The sequence below is a fragment of the Bryocella sp. genome (assembly GCF_058498515.1).
In genome coordinates, this window is sequence record NZ_JBMHYI010000047.1 from 455242 (window position 1) to 469117 (window position 13876).

General features: G+C 62.2%; 14 protein-coding genes. 10 read left to right on the forward strand and 4 right to left on the reverse strand.

Going from position 1 to position 13876, the window contains the following annotated elements; all coding sequences use genetic code 11:
* Nucleotides 1-5: 5 nt before the first annotated feature.
* Complete coding sequence (locus AC5E6W_RS15255) at nucleotides 6-1112, reverse strand: Gfo/Idh/MocA family protein (protein WP_491753172.1); 1107 nt, start codon at nucleotides 1110-1112, stop codon at nucleotides 6-8.
* Between AC5E6W_RS15255 and AC5E6W_RS15260 the strand changes: the two genes are divergently transcribed.
* Both AC5E6W_RS15260 and AC5E6W_RS15265 read left to right on the forward strand, forming a co-directional pair.
* Nucleotides 1111-1689 carry an SRPBCC family protein gene (locus AC5E6W_RS15260; protein WP_491753173.1) on the forward strand — a complete coding sequence of 193 codons (579 nt, stop codon included), beginning with the start codon at nucleotides 1111-1113 and terminating at the stop codon, nucleotides 1687-1689. The two genes, AC5E6W_RS15255 and AC5E6W_RS15260, sit on opposite strands and share 2 nt — an antisense overlap.
* Nucleotides 1690-1765: 76 nt before the next feature.
* Entirely contained in the window at nucleotides 1766-2692 is a 927-nt protein-coding gene (locus AC5E6W_RS15265; RefSeq protein WP_491753174.1) for an NADP-dependent oxidoreductase, read from the forward strand.
* Between the two features lie 133 nt (nucleotides 2693-2825).
* On the opposite strand, the gene dnaA is transcribed toward AC5E6W_RS15265, so the two are convergent.
* On the reverse strand, nucleotides 2826-4244 hold the full coding sequence (gene dnaA / locus AC5E6W_RS15270) for a chromosomal replication initiator protein DnaA (RefSeq protein WP_491753175.1): 1419 nt from the start codon (nucleotides 4242-4244) through the stop codon (nucleotides 2826-2828).
* Between the two features lie 639 nt (nucleotides 4245-4883).
* Here dnaA and rpmH point away from each other — a divergent pair.
* The 6 genes from rpmH to dnaN all read left to right on the forward strand — a co-directional run bounded on the left by rpmH (nucleotide 4884) and on the right by dnaN (nucleotide 10660).
* Nucleotides 4884-5039, forward strand: a complete 156-nt coding sequence (gene rpmH, locus AC5E6W_RS15275; RefSeq protein WP_491753176.1) for a 50S ribosomal protein L34 — start codon at nucleotides 4884-4886, stop codon at nucleotides 5037-5039.
* Nucleotides 5040-5138: 99 nt separating this feature from the next.
* A complete protein-coding gene (gene rnpA / locus AC5E6W_RS15280) occupies nucleotides 5139-5621 on the forward strand; it encodes a ribonuclease P protein component (RefSeq protein ID WP_491753177.1) in 483 nt (160 codons plus the stop codon).
* 106 nt (nucleotides 5622-5727) lie between these two features.
* Nucleotides 5728-6006, forward strand: coding sequence for a membrane protein insertion efficiency factor YidD (yidD, locus tag AC5E6W_RS15285; RefSeq protein ID WP_491753178.1), 279 nt, complete (start codon nucleotides 5728-5730; stop codon nucleotides 6004-6006).
* Nucleotides 6007-6090: 84 nt separating this feature from the next.
* Nucleotides 6091-7860, forward strand: coding sequence for a membrane protein insertase YidC (gene yidC / locus AC5E6W_RS15290; RefSeq protein ID WP_491753179.1), 1770 nt, complete (start codon nucleotides 6091-6093; stop codon nucleotides 7858-7860).
* 242 nt (nucleotides 7861-8102) lie between these two features.
* Complete coding sequence (locus AC5E6W_RS15295) at nucleotides 8103-8717, forward strand: Jag family protein (RefSeq protein ID WP_491753180.1); 615 nt, start codon at nucleotides 8103-8105, stop codon at nucleotides 8715-8717.
* 779 nt (nucleotides 8718-9496) lie between these two features.
* A complete protein-coding gene (gene dnaN, locus AC5E6W_RS15300; RefSeq protein ID WP_491753181.1) occupies nucleotides 9497-10660 on the forward strand; it encodes a DNA polymerase III subunit beta in 1164 nt (387 codons plus the stop codon).
* A gap of 97 nt (nucleotides 10661-10757) precedes the next feature.
* On the opposite strand, the gene AC5E6W_RS15305 is transcribed toward dnaN, so the two are convergent.
* Complete coding sequence (locus AC5E6W_RS15305; protein ID WP_491753182.1) at nucleotides 10758-11570, reverse strand: TIGR03435 family protein; 813 nt, start codon at nucleotides 11568-11570, stop codon at nucleotides 10758-10760.
* A gap of 166 nt (nucleotides 11571-11736) precedes the next feature.
* Nucleotides 11737-12483 (reverse strand): hypothetical protein, encoded by a 747-nt coding sequence (locus tag AC5E6W_RS15310; RefSeq protein WP_491753183.1) that lies wholly within the window; start codon nucleotides 12481-12483, stop codon nucleotides 11737-11739.
* Between the two features lie 249 nt (nucleotides 12484-12732).
* On the opposite strand from AC5E6W_RS15310, the gene ruvX reads away from it, so the two are divergent.
* Together ruvX and AC5E6W_RS15320 are read left to right on the forward strand one after the other, a co-directional pair.
* Complete coding sequence (gene ruvX, locus AC5E6W_RS15315; protein ID WP_491753184.1) at nucleotides 12733-13203, forward strand: Holliday junction resolvase RuvX; 471 nt, start codon at nucleotides 12733-12735, stop codon at nucleotides 13201-13203.
* 68 nt (nucleotides 13204-13271) lie between these two features.
* Entirely contained in the window at nucleotides 13272-13754 is a 483-nt protein-coding gene (locus tag AC5E6W_RS15320; protein ID WP_491753185.1) for a GreA/GreB family elongation factor, read from the forward strand.
* The last annotated feature ends 122 nt before the right edge of the window (nucleotides 13755-13876 follow it).

The window sequence follows — 13876 nt, forward strand, 5'->3', positions numbered from 1 at the left end:
GAGGACTACTTCGACACAGGTACCACCGTCACGGTGCGGCCGGTCTGGGAGCTGCGTCTGGCGGCGGCGAGGATCTGCATCGTGGCGAGGTTGACGTCGACCGACGTGAGGTCATCGTCTCCCTTGATCTCTCCGCGTTCGATGGCGGCGAGGTACTCGAGCGAGTTGGTATAGGCGAGCGGTAGCTTGGGCGCGGCGTCCGTTGCTGCGGGCTGGTGTGCGTCGAAGCGGGTGCTCATGTGGTCGGGGTCGAGGGCGACTTCGATGCCTTTGTCGCCGTAGACCTCCATGTCCTTGCGGGCAAAGCTCCAGTCCCAGCTGGGCATCAGCACGGCCTGTGCGTCCTTATAGCGGAGGATGATGGTCGCATCGTCATCGACGTGCGGGTAGGTACCAGGCTTGTTGGTCTGCGCGACGGCGGTGACGCTGACGGGCAGCTCACCGTGGCGCATCACGGTCATCAGGTCGGCGCCGTAGCAGCCGAAGTCGAACATCGCGCCAGCGCCGCCGCGTGTGGGATCGCCGAGGAAGGCGAGGAACTCGGGGCCGACGCCAATCTCTTTCGGGCCCTGGTGACCATCGTGCACGACGACCTTGTAGATATGCCCAAGCTTGCCATCGGCTACGTCCTTGAGGACCTGAGTGTTGCTGGCGTACCAGCTGGTCTCGTAGTTGACCAGCACGCGCGTGTGGTACTTGCGGCCGGCGTCGCGCATCGCGATGGCATCGGCGAGCGTGGTGGCGAAGGGCTTCTCCATCATGGCGTCGAGGCCATGCTTTGCTGCCCACTCGACGACGACGCGATGCTTCTCGGGCGAGGTGTAGACGAGGACAGCCTTCGGTCTGCGCGCTGCCAGCATGGCATCGGAGGTGTCGTAGAAGAGGCCGGTGTCGAGGCTGAAGCGCTTCTCATACTGCGTGCGCAGCGTGGCGTCCTTCTCCACGATGCCGACGACCTCGACGTTGTGCGTGTGGCGCAGCGTGTTGAAGAGCCCCAACGCGTGGCCGTGCTCCAGGCCGATGACGGCGATGGGCAAGGGCTGCTGCGCGTGCGCGAGGCAGGCAGTTGCAGCGAGAGTGAAGGCGGCGAGCAAGTGCTTGATGACACGCATGAGTCTCTCCCGAATGAAGCGTGACCAGCATACAGTGGAAGCGATGACGTTCACGATCACAGAATCGATTGCGGTCAAGGCTCCGCTGGAGCGGTGTTTTGCGCTGTCCACGCGCGTGGAGCTGGTGCGCGAGACGCTGGGGATGCGGCCGATCGACGGCGTGACCATGGGCCACGTGAGCGCAGGCAGCCGCGTGGTTTGGCGGGGATGGAAGTTCGGTCTGCCTACCGAGCATCACACGCTGATCACGCACTTTGAACGACCACACGACGACGAACTGCCTTCCCGTATACCCGGTGCTTCATCAGTGAGGCTCAAGAGCGCTTACTTTATCGACGAGCAGGAGCGTGGACGCTTCGCGAGTTTCTCGCATGTGCATGGGTTTCGTCAGAAAGCCGGCGAGGACACCTTACTGTTCGACCGCGTGCAGTTTTCGCTTCCGTTTGGGTGGGCTGGGAGATTGGTGGGGAGGTGGATCGTGGCTCCGCACGCTCAAAGGCTCGTGCGTGAAAGATTTGCCCTCATCAAGAAGCTGGCAGAGAGCGATGGCTGGCGGGAGTACGTTGCGGCCGGATGAAACGCCGCCGCAAGCCTCGAAGGAGTCGCATCTCGCATCTCGTCCCTGGCATCTGACTCAACACGAGGTGACGGCGATGAAGGCAGTAGTGCTGCATGAGTACGGTCCAGCAAAGAACCTGAAGTGGGAAGACGTTCCCGATCCGCAGCCCGGCGAGGGCGAGGTATTGGTCCGGGTGCACGCGGCTAGCCTGAATCCCATCGACTGGAAGATCCGCTCCGGGGCGATGAAGGCGATGATGCCGCTGGAGCTGCCGACGATCCTGGGCTATGACTTTGCGGGCACCGTGCAGGCGCTGGGCGAGAAGGTGACCGGTTTCAAGGTGGGCGATCGCGTCTTTGGGCTGAGCTCGCGGACCTATGCGGAGCTTGCCGTGGCCAAGGCTGCTGCGATCGCACTGGTGCCTGGTGAGGCGGACGGCAAGTCCGCGCTGGAGATGACGACCGCGGGCGCTATCCCTCTGGCGTCGACCACTGGCAGCCAGATCATGCTGGAGGGTGCGGAGGCTAAGGCCGGCGAGACGGTCGTGCTGACGGGAGCGACGGGCAGCGTGGGACGCGTGGCGCTGTATGCCGCCAAGGAAGTTGGCGCGAAGGTCATCGCAGTCGTGCGTGCGAAGAATATCGATGAGGCGCTGAGGCTGGGCGCCGATGCGGCGATCAACAGCGAAGACGATGCGGAACTCGCCAAGCTCGGGACGGTCGACGCGGTAGCCGATCTTGTTGGAGGGCCGCTGGCCGTGAAGCTGCTGAGCAAGGTGAGACCCGGTGGCATCTTCGCGAGCGCTGTCGGAGCTCCCGCGGAGGCAAAGCTGCATCCGACGATCACGGCGAAGAGCTTCCAACAGCATCCGGACCCCAAGGCCTTCACGCATTATGGCGAGGCGGTACGCGATGGCAAGCTGGAGCTTCCGATCGACCGCGTGATGGCGATGAGCGAAGCTGCGGAGGCACAGGCGGCGGCGGAGAAGGGTGGACTGGGCAAGGTGGTGCTCACGGCGTAACGAATGACGGCCAATGCGGGGGCCTTCGTCGCTTCGCTCCTCAGGATGACCGATGAAGAGCACCGACAAACAAAGGCCGCTCGGGATGAGCGGCCTTTGTCGTTGCTGTGATCTACTGCACGCGCGAGTGGCGTTAGCCCAGGATCTCCTGCAGCTTGCTCAGGGTGCGGGCGAGGTCCTTGTCGTGGCGCTTCTGCTCGTCGATCTTGGCGATCGAGTGCATGACGGTGGTGTGGTGCTTGCCGCCGAACTGACGTCCGATCTCAGGCAGCGAGGCTTCAGTCATCTGCTTGGCGAGGTACATCGCGATCTGGCGTGGCACCACGATCTGGCGAGAGTTGTTCTTCTGCTTCAGCTCCGCCACGCGCATGCCGAACTGTTCCGCGACAGCCCGCTGGATCGCTTCGATGGTGATCTTGCGGACCTGGGTGTCGATGAACTGCTTGAGGCACATCTGCGCGGTGGGCAACGTGATCTCAACGCCGTGCATGGAGCACCAGGCGATGAGCCGGGTGAGCGCGCCTTCGAGCTCGCGGACGTTGGTGCGCACGTTGCCGGCGATGAACAGCGCGACGTCGGTGGGCAGCACGGTCTGCTCGGCCTCGGCCTTGCGCTGCAGGATGGCGACCTTGGTCTCGAGATCGGGCGGCTGTACGTCGACGACGAGGCCCCACTCGAAGCGCGAGCGAAGACGCTCTTCGAAGTCGTTCAGCTCCTTGGGAGGGCGATCCGACGCGATGACAATCTGCTTGTTGCTCTCATGCAGCGCGTTGAAGGTATGGAAGAACTCCTCCTGGGTGCGTTCCTTGCCGGCGAGGAACTGGATGTCGTCGATGAGGAGGATGTCCACGGTGCGGAACTTGTCGCGGAAGGTGGACATCTTCTCGTACCGCACCATGTTGATCATCTCGTTGGTGAACTTCTCGCCGGAGATGTAGCTGATGGAGTACTGGGGGTAGCGCAGCTTCGCCTGGTGGCCGATGGCGTGCATCAGGTGGGTCTTGCCGAGGCCAACGCCACCGTAGACGAAGAGCGGGTTGTAGGCCTTGGCAGGGCGCTCTGCGACAGCCTGCGCTGCGGCGTAAGCGAACTGATTGCCGGGGCCGGTGACGAAGTTATCGAACTGGTAGCGCGGGTTGAGTAGTGCGGCGGAGTTCCAGTCGAAGCGGGCCTGCTCGGGACCGATGCCTGCGCCGTTATTCATGCGGCTGGAGCGCGGGGCATTGAGCGAGTGGCTGGGCTGAGGCGCGAAGCCGCCATCCTCACGCACGCGATTGGCGTTGGGGTCGGGTGGGGGCACTTCGAACTGGACGCGGTCGATCTCGAGGCCAAGGTTGTCGATGGCCTCCATGATGAGATCGGCGTAGCGATCGCCGACGTGCTGGAACTCGGCCGAGGGGACGCGGATGTACAGGACGCGTTCGGCGACGTGCGAGAAGCGAGTGGGCTTCAGCCAGGTCTCAAAACTCTGGCGATTGATCTTCTTCTCTAGCGCGGCCAGGATGCGAACCCACTGATTGAGGACGGCGGCCGGAATGGGGACGAATGACATTCGTTCGATCTTCCTTCTTATGTCTCTACTGAGCTGTGCTGACAGGCAGCGTTCGATCGACACGGGCGAAATGAGAAAAGAACTTCCCCGGCGCAGGGGTCAACACCGCTGCGCTGCAACATTCGTCGCTGGGGTTGGTTCTGGAGTCCCCCGTGGCGCGATGGCGTCGAGGGAGAGTGGAACAAGCCTGATAAGCCCTGTGCAACTCGAGCGTGATCGCCACAGCGATCACGGAACGGACTCGATAGTAGCACGCTGAGGGGGAGGCCATGGCAATACAAAAGTCACGTTGCTCGAAGAAATATGGGCGGTTGCACCAAACATAGTGAAGAACTCCCCACCCGTACTGGGGGGAATCCTAGGGTCTTTGTTTCATGGGCCTGGAACATTCGATGTGACTGCGAACACCCCCTCTTGCGTTGCCTGTTTTCCTCAACTCGGCTATACTTGGAAAGTTGCCTCGGGGCCATTTTTTGTGGCGTACGCTGGCGACCGGTGCAGGTAGAGCGCACCACTCATCTTTAGAATTTTAGATTTTCCGATCCGCTATCTGCTTCCGGGGGCTGCTCTCTCTTTTGCTGAGAGACAGTGCTGCACGGCGAGACACTGGCGGACGATGCACGCAAGAGGATTCCGACAATGCCGAAGCGCACCTTCCAACCCAACCGCCGCCGCCGTAGCAAGGTTCATGGCTTTCTGAGCCGCATGGCCACCAAGGGCGGAGCCAAGGTCCTGAGCCGCCGCCGCGCCAAGGGCCGTCACAAGATTGCCGTCTCGGCCGGTTTCCGCGACTAGTTCGCGGCTAACTCCTACTGGTTTTCCCAACGCGCGCTCATGGACTCCGGTCCTGAGCGCCGTTTCGTGTTGGCGTTACAACAAGGTGCGAGAGACGAGATGCGAGAGACGAACCTTCCGGGCAGCGAAGACGGGCGGCGGCGGCGGCAAGGTCTGCCGGTGATCGCACCTGGCAGCGCTGCAGCTCGTATCTCCCGCATGGATCATCGCCTTCGCCAGCACGCCGATTACCAGCGGGTCTACAAGACTGCGCGGAAGCAGTTCGGCAAGCAGATCGCGTACTTCCACGTGCTGCGCGGAGCTGCGTTGCCGGGCCGCGAAGTTCCTGGCGGCCCACGGGTGGGCCTGACGGTGCCAAAGGCGCTGGGCAAGGCCGTGGATCGCAACCGCATCAAGCGCAGGTTGCGCGAGTGTGTGCACGCGGCGCTACCGCTGCTCAAGGCGGATGTCGACGTGGTGCTGCATCCGCGGCGCAGTGTGCTGACGGCTGAGTTTGCGGGCCTGGAGCGCGAGGTGGCTACGATCTTCCGGTCGGTGCAGGCGGCTTGTGAGCGCATGGCGAAGCAAGCTACCGCGTCGTGAGAAGACGATCCCGCGCACCGACGAACGGCAAGAAAAGAGACAGGCCGGCTACGGATAAAGCAGGCGCTTCGGCTTCGTCTTTGCTCAGGGTCAGGAGGACAACTCCTTGAAGAGGGAATCGAATCCCGAAGCCTCTGCGGACGCCACGAAAGATACGAGCCTGCGCGCACGTTCTGCTCATATCTTCTTTTTTCTCTATAAGAAGCTGATCTCTCCGGCACTGCACGCAGGCGGGATCTCGCAATGCAAGTACCTGCCCACCTGCAGTGAATATGCCTATGCAGCGGTGGTGAAACACGGCTGGATTCGCGGCGGCTGGCTGGCGCTTCGCAGGGTAGCCCGTTGTCATCCTTGGGCCACCGGCGGGTTTGACCCCGTTCCGTAACATTCTGCGAACGGGCCGCTCTCATACAATGGGAGGAAGTGCGCCTGCGCCTTTGGGCGCGGCTGAAGCGAGACAGGAACCCCTTTGCCCGAGTACACGAATCCAAACCAGACCGGTGGTGGCCAGGACAGCCGCCTGTTCACGGTCATGATCCTGGTCATGTTCGCCGCCATCTTCGGCTATCAGTGGTGGCAGCTAAAGCACAACCCGCAGCCGGCGGAGAAGCCGCAAGCGACCCAGAGCGCACCGCCGCCAAGCAGCGCTGCAGCAGCCAGCCAGGCGATCACGGGCCCGACCACGACGCCCGAGGTGAAAGCCGCCGGCGAGAGCTCGACGACCGTCGAGAACGAGCTGTACAAGATCACCTTCAGCAATCGCGGCGCTCAGGTGACGTCGTGGATTCTGAAGAAGTACAAGGACGCGGAGGGACAGCCGCTGGACCTGGTGCATGACCAGGCGGCCAAGCTCTACGGCTACCCGATGTCGCTGTACACGTACGACACTGCGCTGACGCAGAGTTTGGCCCAGGCGCTGTATGTACCTTCGGCCACGGGTACGTTGGAAGCCCCGGCGACGTTGAGCTTCGCGTACTCGGCGGGCAACGTCACGGTGAAGAAGACCTTCTCTTTCGGGTCCGACTATGTGATCCATGCGGACACGGAATTGACGCGCAACGGTGCTCCGGTGCGTGCGCTGCTGGCTTGGCCCGCGGGCCTTGGCGATATGGAAGGCTCAGCCTCGTACGCGAGCTCCCAGATCGACACGGCCAATGGACGCAACGACGACCACGTGGCCTTCAAGAAGGTCATCGGCGGGGCGACAATCAACGGACCGTTCGATTACGCGGGCACCAGCGATCAGTACTTCGCGGCCATCTTTATGCCGGATCAGCCGGCAGACGCGACCATCGCGACCTTCCACGAGATGGTCGACGTCTCCAAGTTCGACAAGGGCTCGCGGCTGCGTAAATTCGTGACCAACGACAAGCCGATGGAGCTGCCCATGCTGGGCGCGGCTGTGGGCGATCTCTCCGGCCACAACCAGGTGCGGGTCTTCGTTGGGCCCAAGGCGATGACAGTGCTGGACAGCGTGAAGACGGCCGGAGGCACGACGCTGAAGTCGGTGCTGGACTTCGGGTTCTTCGGGCCGATCGGCAAGTACCTCTTTGTGGCGCTGCACTTCGTCCAGGAGCACGTGGTTTCGAATTGGGGATGGGCGATCATCCTGTTCACCCTGTTCATCAACATCGTGCTGCTGCCGCTGCGTGTTCAAAGCATGCGGTCGGCGCTGAAGATGCAGCGCATTCAGCCGGAGCTGGACAAGATCAAGGCGAAGTACAAGAACCCGGGGCCAACCGATCCGAAGGCTGCGGAGATGAACGCCGAGATCATGGATTACCAGAAGTCGCAGGGCGTGAGCATGTTCGGTGGATGCGTCCCTTCGCTGATCCAGCTGCCGCTGCTGTTCGCGTTCTTCACGATGATGACGCGCGTGGTGGAACTGCGGCAGGCGCATTGGTTCTGGCTGCATGATCTCTCGGCAGCGGATCCGTATCACATCCTTCCGATCTTCATGGTGCTGACGTCGTTCCTGGTGCAGTTCTATACGCCGTCGCCTGGCGTAGACCCCCAGCAGCAGAGGATGATGGCGTTCATGATGCCGGCGTTCTCGGGCTGGATGACGTGGAACTATGCGTCGGGCCTGGCGCTGTACTGGAACACGGGGAACCTCGTGATGATCCTGATGCAGGTGGGGATCAATTACTCCTCCATCGGCAAGGAGATGAAGAAGCTGGCGGCGGATCGAGCGGCACGGAAATCCGTGGGGCCGAAGACGATTCAAGGGAAGCGCTGAGGGGCGCATCCCGGTTTACTGGGGTGATTCCTCTCTGGATGGCACGATTGATATATGACGCCAGTCACCGCGTTGTATCGGAGGCTATGTGAGAACGTTGTCTGGTATGTTCCTGCAGTGTTTGACGCACTAGAAGAGACGCTTTTAAAGTAGAGACCGCGTCGGCCCTCGGTTCTCGACAATCGCTAATCCCATGAAAACGGGGCTGGCCCGCTGCGGTGGGCTGAACGGGAGTTGGAACGATGGAAGATCTCGCGCAGGCGGCAGAGCAGGTCGCCTCGTTTATGCGAACGCTGACGACGGTGGGTGGCCTGCGGTTGAAGTACCGCATCACCGCGGGCGCAGGCGCTGCCGACCCGGATGGAATCGAGCGGCGCGACCTGTACGTGGAGTGCAAGGGCCCCGACGCGGAGCTACTGCTGGAGAACGACGGCGAGCTGTTGCGGTCGCTCGAGCACGTCGCGGCAAAGATCCTGCGGCTGGAGCCTGAGGACCATGATCGTGTGTCCTTCGACACCAACGGTTACAAGGCCCGGCGGGCGAAGGGCCTGCGTGATGCGGCGGATCGCGCGATTGACTATGTGGACGACAACGACAAGCCATTCCGCTTCCCGGCGATGAACAGCCGCGAGCGGCGCATCCTGCACCTGTTCCTGAAAGAGAGCGGCCTGCAGACGGCGAGCGCGGGCGAAGGTCCGGACCGCGCGGTGGTGCTGTATCCCGAGGGCTACAAGATCCCCCAGGAGCGTCCGAGCTTCGGCGAACGGCGTGGAGGCGGCTTCAACCGCGGTGGAGGCCGTGGTGGCCCACAGCGGGGCGGCCGCGGTGGTAGTGGTGGCGGCCGGGGAAGATACTAGAGTTCAGGAAAGCGAAGACAAGGCCCACACCTCGCATGAGATGTGGGCCTTGAGCTTTTTGCGGGGATTTGAGCTAGCCGATGAGCCGCTCGAAATGACTCGGGACGGGTTTTCCAGCGGGGCAAGGGAAGGCTGTCGAAAACCCTGGGCGTGTGACGGCCCGCTAAATACGGCGCTGGGACACGATCCGCACACAAGGGTGCATGGGGTTGGGGGCCTTGTCCTCAGCGGGATGTGCAAGACCGGGAAAAGTTGGGGCGATTCCGTCGAGGTGTGTCCTGCTACCCGAGCTGTTCGTGTTTTCGCGGAGGAGTTTTCTAAAGCGGGGGCAAACGCGAGAGTGCGTAGTTCCTGTATGGGAGCGGCTTATCCACTCTTCCACGGCGAACGACTGTTACTACTCTTTCCTACTCTTCTTCTCATTAGGTTTTAGACGTACCTCTTCGCAGCAGCGCCGTGTCAGTCGACCCCTACAAGATCCTGCCGCGTATGGAGCTCGATGCGGCGGCGGGACGCCATACTCACAAGCCTTGAGAGCCTTCGGAATCGGTGTTCATGCGGTATCGGGCACGATGGTCAGAGATAAGCCCGAATATTCACAGGTGCTCCCCACTCGCGCTGCGCCTTTTCTTTGCCTAGAATCAACACAACTCTGGCCTGCGCGCGGATGCAATTCTGCAGAGCGCGAGCGGTGTGCCTGAGGGTTTGCCGCCGCAGACGAGAGGGGAGCCGCCGTGTCCGCTACCATTGCACCGCCCGAAGATGGGAGAATCGATTCCGTGTCCAGCTCACTCGTTCCTGAACCAGTCCCGACCGGCAATTTGGAGATCACGGTATCTCGCGCGGAGCTGTTGCGCGAGCTCACCGCCGCACAGTCGGTCGTGGAGCGTAAGACTACGATCCCGATCCTGTCGAACTTTCTGTTTGAAGCCGACGGCGAGACGTTGAAGATCACCGCGACGGACCTCGACCAATCGCTGCGCACCAGCTGCCCGGCGAAGGTCAAGAAGGCCGGAGCGTGCACGATCCCTGCGCGCAAGCTGTATGACTACATCAAGCTGCTGCCCGAGGGTGAGATCAGCATCAAGCTGATGGATAACCACTGGGTGCAGATCCGCGCGGGCCGCTCGAACACGAAGATGGTGGGCATGGCGCGCGCGAACTTCCCGCAGGTGCCGGAGATCCCAGCCGGCGGCCTGTTCAAGATCTCCGCGCCGGCGCTGCGCAATATGATCTCGAAGACAATCTTCGCGATCTCGAGCGAGGAGTCGCGCTACACGCTGAATGGCGCGCTGCTGGTGCTGAAGGCCGAGTCGATGGCGATGGTGGCCACCGATGGTCATCGACTGGCGCACATCGAGAAGCATGGAGAGACGCTCGAGGGCGTGAGCGGCGAGAAGCGCACGCTGATCCCGCGCAAGGCGCTGGCGGAGTTGCAGAGCCTGCTCTCGAACACCGATGCGGAGTTTATCGACTTTGCGGATGACGAACAGACTCTGTTCTTCCGCGTAGGGGGACGTGTGCTGACGAGCCGCAAGCTTACGGGGCAGTTCCCGAACTACGAGGCTGTTCTCCCGCGCGACAACACCAAGTTCGTCATCGTGCGCAGCGAAGATCTGATGGGTTCCATCCAGCGCGTGGCGCAGTTCGCGGACGAGCGCTCGGGTGCGATCAAGATGCGGCTGGAGCAAAACGAGCTGAAGCTGAGCGCGCAGTCGACCGACTCGGGCGAGTCCGAGGACATCATCGAGACGCCCTACAACTACGACCCGCTGGTGGTGGGCTTCAACTCGAGCTACCTGGTGGACTTCCTGAAGGCGACCGGAGTGACGGGCGAGGTGCGACTGGAGTTCAAGGATGCGCAATCGGCGGGCCAGATGCGGCCGGAAGATGGCAATGAGGATGTGAAGTACCGCTACATCCTGATGCCTATGCGGATCTGAGCATTGCATGCAGCAGCACGCGCTTCGCGCAAAGGCAAAGGATTAGAAGCAAAACGCCCGCTCGAGAGAGCGGGCGTTTTGCTTTGTGCGATGTTCTCTAGTTATCCGAAGCTTTTTCCACGTGGTCGACGACCATGTAAGTGACTGGCCCCTTCTGTGGGGTGAGCTTGAGTCCCAGCTGCTCGCGGAGCGCGGTGAAGAGAGTTGGACGCTCGAGGAAACCCGGTGGCAAGGAATCCTTGTCGACGCCGGGAGGAAGATCCGGAAGGAAGACGAGCTTGAAATCGTAGTTTCCGGTGAGCCCGGTCATGTTCACGACCGGACGCTCGTCGTTCTGCAGGAACTGGCCGAGCTGCCAGCAAAGATAGTTCATCGGAACGCGGGTGCCGGTGAAGCCGTCGATATTGCCCTGAAGGGGGATCTGAAAGTTCTCCGAGCTTAGGTTCGGCTTCATCTTGAGGCCAGAGCTATCGATGGTCAGCGCATAAATGTTGCCTTCCTTCTTCTCGGTGTGAAACTTGAGACCGAAGCGGTCGGCGAGAAGGTCCTGGAACATCGCGTGCAGGTCGTCGAGGGAGTAGGCCTTGTCGGCTTTGGCGTCGATGTCGAAGCGCTCGTCGCTGACCCACGCAGGAGCCCCTGTGATCTGACGCTCTGGGATCTTGTACATGAGCGCGATCATGGTCTTCAGGTTGATGCAGCGCGCCTGGTACCCGAAGCCACCGGGGGTGCCTTTGACGAAGCACGGTTGTCGAGGCTGGGGCGGTCCGGACGGACGGATGGACACGACGTCGAAGCTGAGGTGAGGGGAGCCGGGAGGAGCCATGGCGAGCTCCTGCGCGGGTAAGGAGGTTCCGGCAAGCGCAAGAAAAGCGACCTGCGTTGCGACGAGGGAGAGAAGGAGTCTCATGCGGGTCCTTGGAAGAGGAGTGGCCGTGCATGATTCTGGAACTTCCGCTGAGACGATTCGAACGTTGTTGGGTGAGCGCCGCCACGCCTAGTTTCCCTGCGGGCCGGTGGCGAGCCGCTGAGAGAGAGCGAGGCTAGCGGGTCTTGTCCTGGCGCGAGGGACGGGCTCAGAGCCGAGCCACGGCGTGAGCGAAGGCGATCCAAGGAGGAGTCATTCCGAGGGGAATGCGAACAAAGAGAGCCAAGGCCAGAACGAGGAGACCGAGGGCCGTGGTGCGATGCACGCGGCGGAGCGAGATGAGATCGTAGCCGACGAGCAGCAGGACAAAACTCAGCTCAACGACGGTGAGCAGCGGTGGATGGGCCTGGATGACGGCGACGGGCCAGCGGCTGACGGCCGCGCCCATCAGGCATATGGTGGCGAGCAGGATGAGGCGTTTATGTGCGGCGGGTTGACGGCGGCTCCGCCAGGAGGCATAGACGAAGCCGCCGAAGAGCAGCATGTCCGTAACGGGGATGATGAAGAACGTCTCGGGCGGCAGTCCGAGGGGGCCGATGTGACGGTGAAGCTGGCTCAACCCCGCCAGCCAACCGAGGACGACCATGAACGCGGCGAGAGCAAAGCCATAGGGACCCAGAATGCGATGCAGCCGCACGTTGCCCGCGGCGACGAGCACGGTCTGCGCGAGGAAGAAGATTATCCAAAGCGAAAAGACCGCGCCGTGGATATGGATGAGTCTGTTGGGTAGCGGTGCGGCGACCATCCCGGCCAGAAAGTAGGTGCGCGCGAAGCCCCACAGCACGGTGGCCAGCATGAGCGCGGTCATCAAGAGGAAGAAGGCGCGTTCGAGGGCGGGATTGGGCCGGTTCGGCTGACGGACAACTGGCACGGAGGAGACGACGGATGCGCTCATGGGATTCCTCGGGCGTGGAGATCGCGATAGGCGACACTCCTGCAGCAACGACAGGTGGGGCGAGCAGTTCTGCAGGGAAGCGAAATCAGTATGCCTCAGAACAGGGCGGATGGCGAGAGGGTTTTCGGAGGCACGATCCTCAGGACTGGAGCCCGCCGCACCTGACTCCACGGGCGATGCAGCGCGGCCTACACTGGGGAGATGGCAGAGCCAAACACCCTCGCACCGCGCAGTAGTGAGCCAAGAACGTTGGCGATCGATCCGGGGCAGCGGCGGATTGGGATTGCGATCAGCAGCGAGGTGGGCCTGGGAGCTCTGCCGCTGTTTACCCTGACGCGGACGAATGAGCGAGCGGACCTGAAGGCGATTCTGCGGTTTGTGCGGCAGCACAAGGTGGAGCAGGTGGTGGTGGGGCATCCGCTGAACATGGATGGGTCCGTCGGTCCACAGGCGGCGAAGGCGGAGCGCTTTGCGAAGGCGCTGCGGGAGGCTCTCGGGAATTCGGGGATTGCCGTGCATCTGCTGGATGAGCGGCTAACCACCCATGAGGCTCACGAGCGGCTGAACGAGTTCGAGCGCAGGGTGCAGGGGCGGAACTCGCGGGTGTCGCGGGACGAGTTCATCGACCAGGTGGCGGCGGCGGTCCTGCTGGAGAGCTTCCTATCGCGCGGGCAAGTGGTGCTGCTGCCCGGACCACCAGATCCACCCGAGTCCGTATAATGAATGTTCAATTGAAATAGCTCACGTTTGCCCACATCGCGCGCGAGCGGACCGGTGACCCATACCCTATGCCAGAAAATATCAAGAAGGCGCTTGAAGAGCAGATCAAGCAGCTCGAGTACGAACTGACGACGGAGCTGCCGGCGGAGATCAAGCGGGCCGTGGCGCTGGGTGACCTCAGCGAAAATGCGGAGTATCACTCGGCGAAGCAGCGCCAGGAGTTCGTGAACGCGCGCCTGGGTCAGCTGAAGAAGCGTATGGGCGAGCTGGCGATGGTGAACCTCGAGAACATTCCGCGGAACAAGGTGGGCTTCGGCTCAACCGTGGTGGTGTACGAGGAAGCCAAGGACGCCGAGACGACCTACAAGCTGGTGACCAGCGAAGAAGCCGACGTGACGAAGGGGCTGATCTCGACGAACTCGCCGATCGGCCGCGGGCTGCTGGGTAAGGAAGTCGGCGACGAGGCCACGGTGGTAACGCCGACCGGCAAACGGATGATGGAGATCAAGAAGCTCTGGACGGTGCATGATGTGGTGCCGGAGGGGATTTAGCGCGGGGCGTTCGTCCGGCTTCGCCGGGGTAGCGAGCTTCGCTTGGTAGCGGTCTCGCTGAGACCGGTAGGGGAAAGAGATTCAGAGCAGCGGGAGCCCTCGGGCTCCCGTTTTCCTTGCTC

Bases quoted from the DNA above. Each gene is read 5' to 3' on its own strand.
- AC5E6W_RS15260 (WP_491753173.1), top strand. From the start codon at position 1,111: ATGAGTCTCTCCCGAATGAAGCGTGACCAGCATACAGTGGAAGCGATG.
- AC5E6W_RS15255 (WP_491753172.1), bottom strand. From the start codon at position 1,112: ATGCGTGTCATCAAGCACTTGCTCGCCGCCTTCACTCTCGCTGCAACT.
- AC5E6W_RS15265 (WP_491753174.1), top strand. From the start codon at position 1,766: ATGAAGGCAGTAGTGCTGCATGAGTACGGTCCAGCAAAGAACCTGAAG.
- dnaA (WP_491753175.1), bottom strand. From the start codon at position 4,244: ATGTCATTCGTCCCCATTCCGGCCGCCGTCCTCAATCAGTGGGTTCGC.
- rpmH (WP_491753176.1), top strand. From the start codon at position 4,884: ATGCCGAAGCGCACCTTCCAACCCAACCGCCGCCGCCGTAGCAAGGTT.
- rnpA (WP_491753177.1), top strand. From the start codon at position 5,139: ATGCGAGAGACGAACCTTCCGGGCAGCGAAGACGGGCGGCGGCGGCGG.
- AC5E6W_RS15295 (WP_491753180.1), top strand. From the start codon at position 8,103: ATGGAAGATCTCGCGCAGGCGGCAGAGCAGGTCGCCTCGTTTATGCGA.
- AC5E6W_RS15305 (WP_491753182.1), bottom strand. From the start codon at position 11,570: ATGAGACTCCTTCTCTCCCTCGTCGCAACGCAGGTCGCTTTTCTTGCG.
- AC5E6W_RS15310 (WP_491753183.1), bottom strand. From the start codon at position 12,483: ATGAGCGCATCCGTCGTCTCCTCCGTGCCAGTTGTCCGTCAGCCGAAC.
- AC5E6W_RS15320 (WP_491753185.1), top strand. From the start codon at position 13,272: ATGCCAGAAAATATCAAGAAGGCGCTTGAAGAGCAGATCAAGCAGCTC.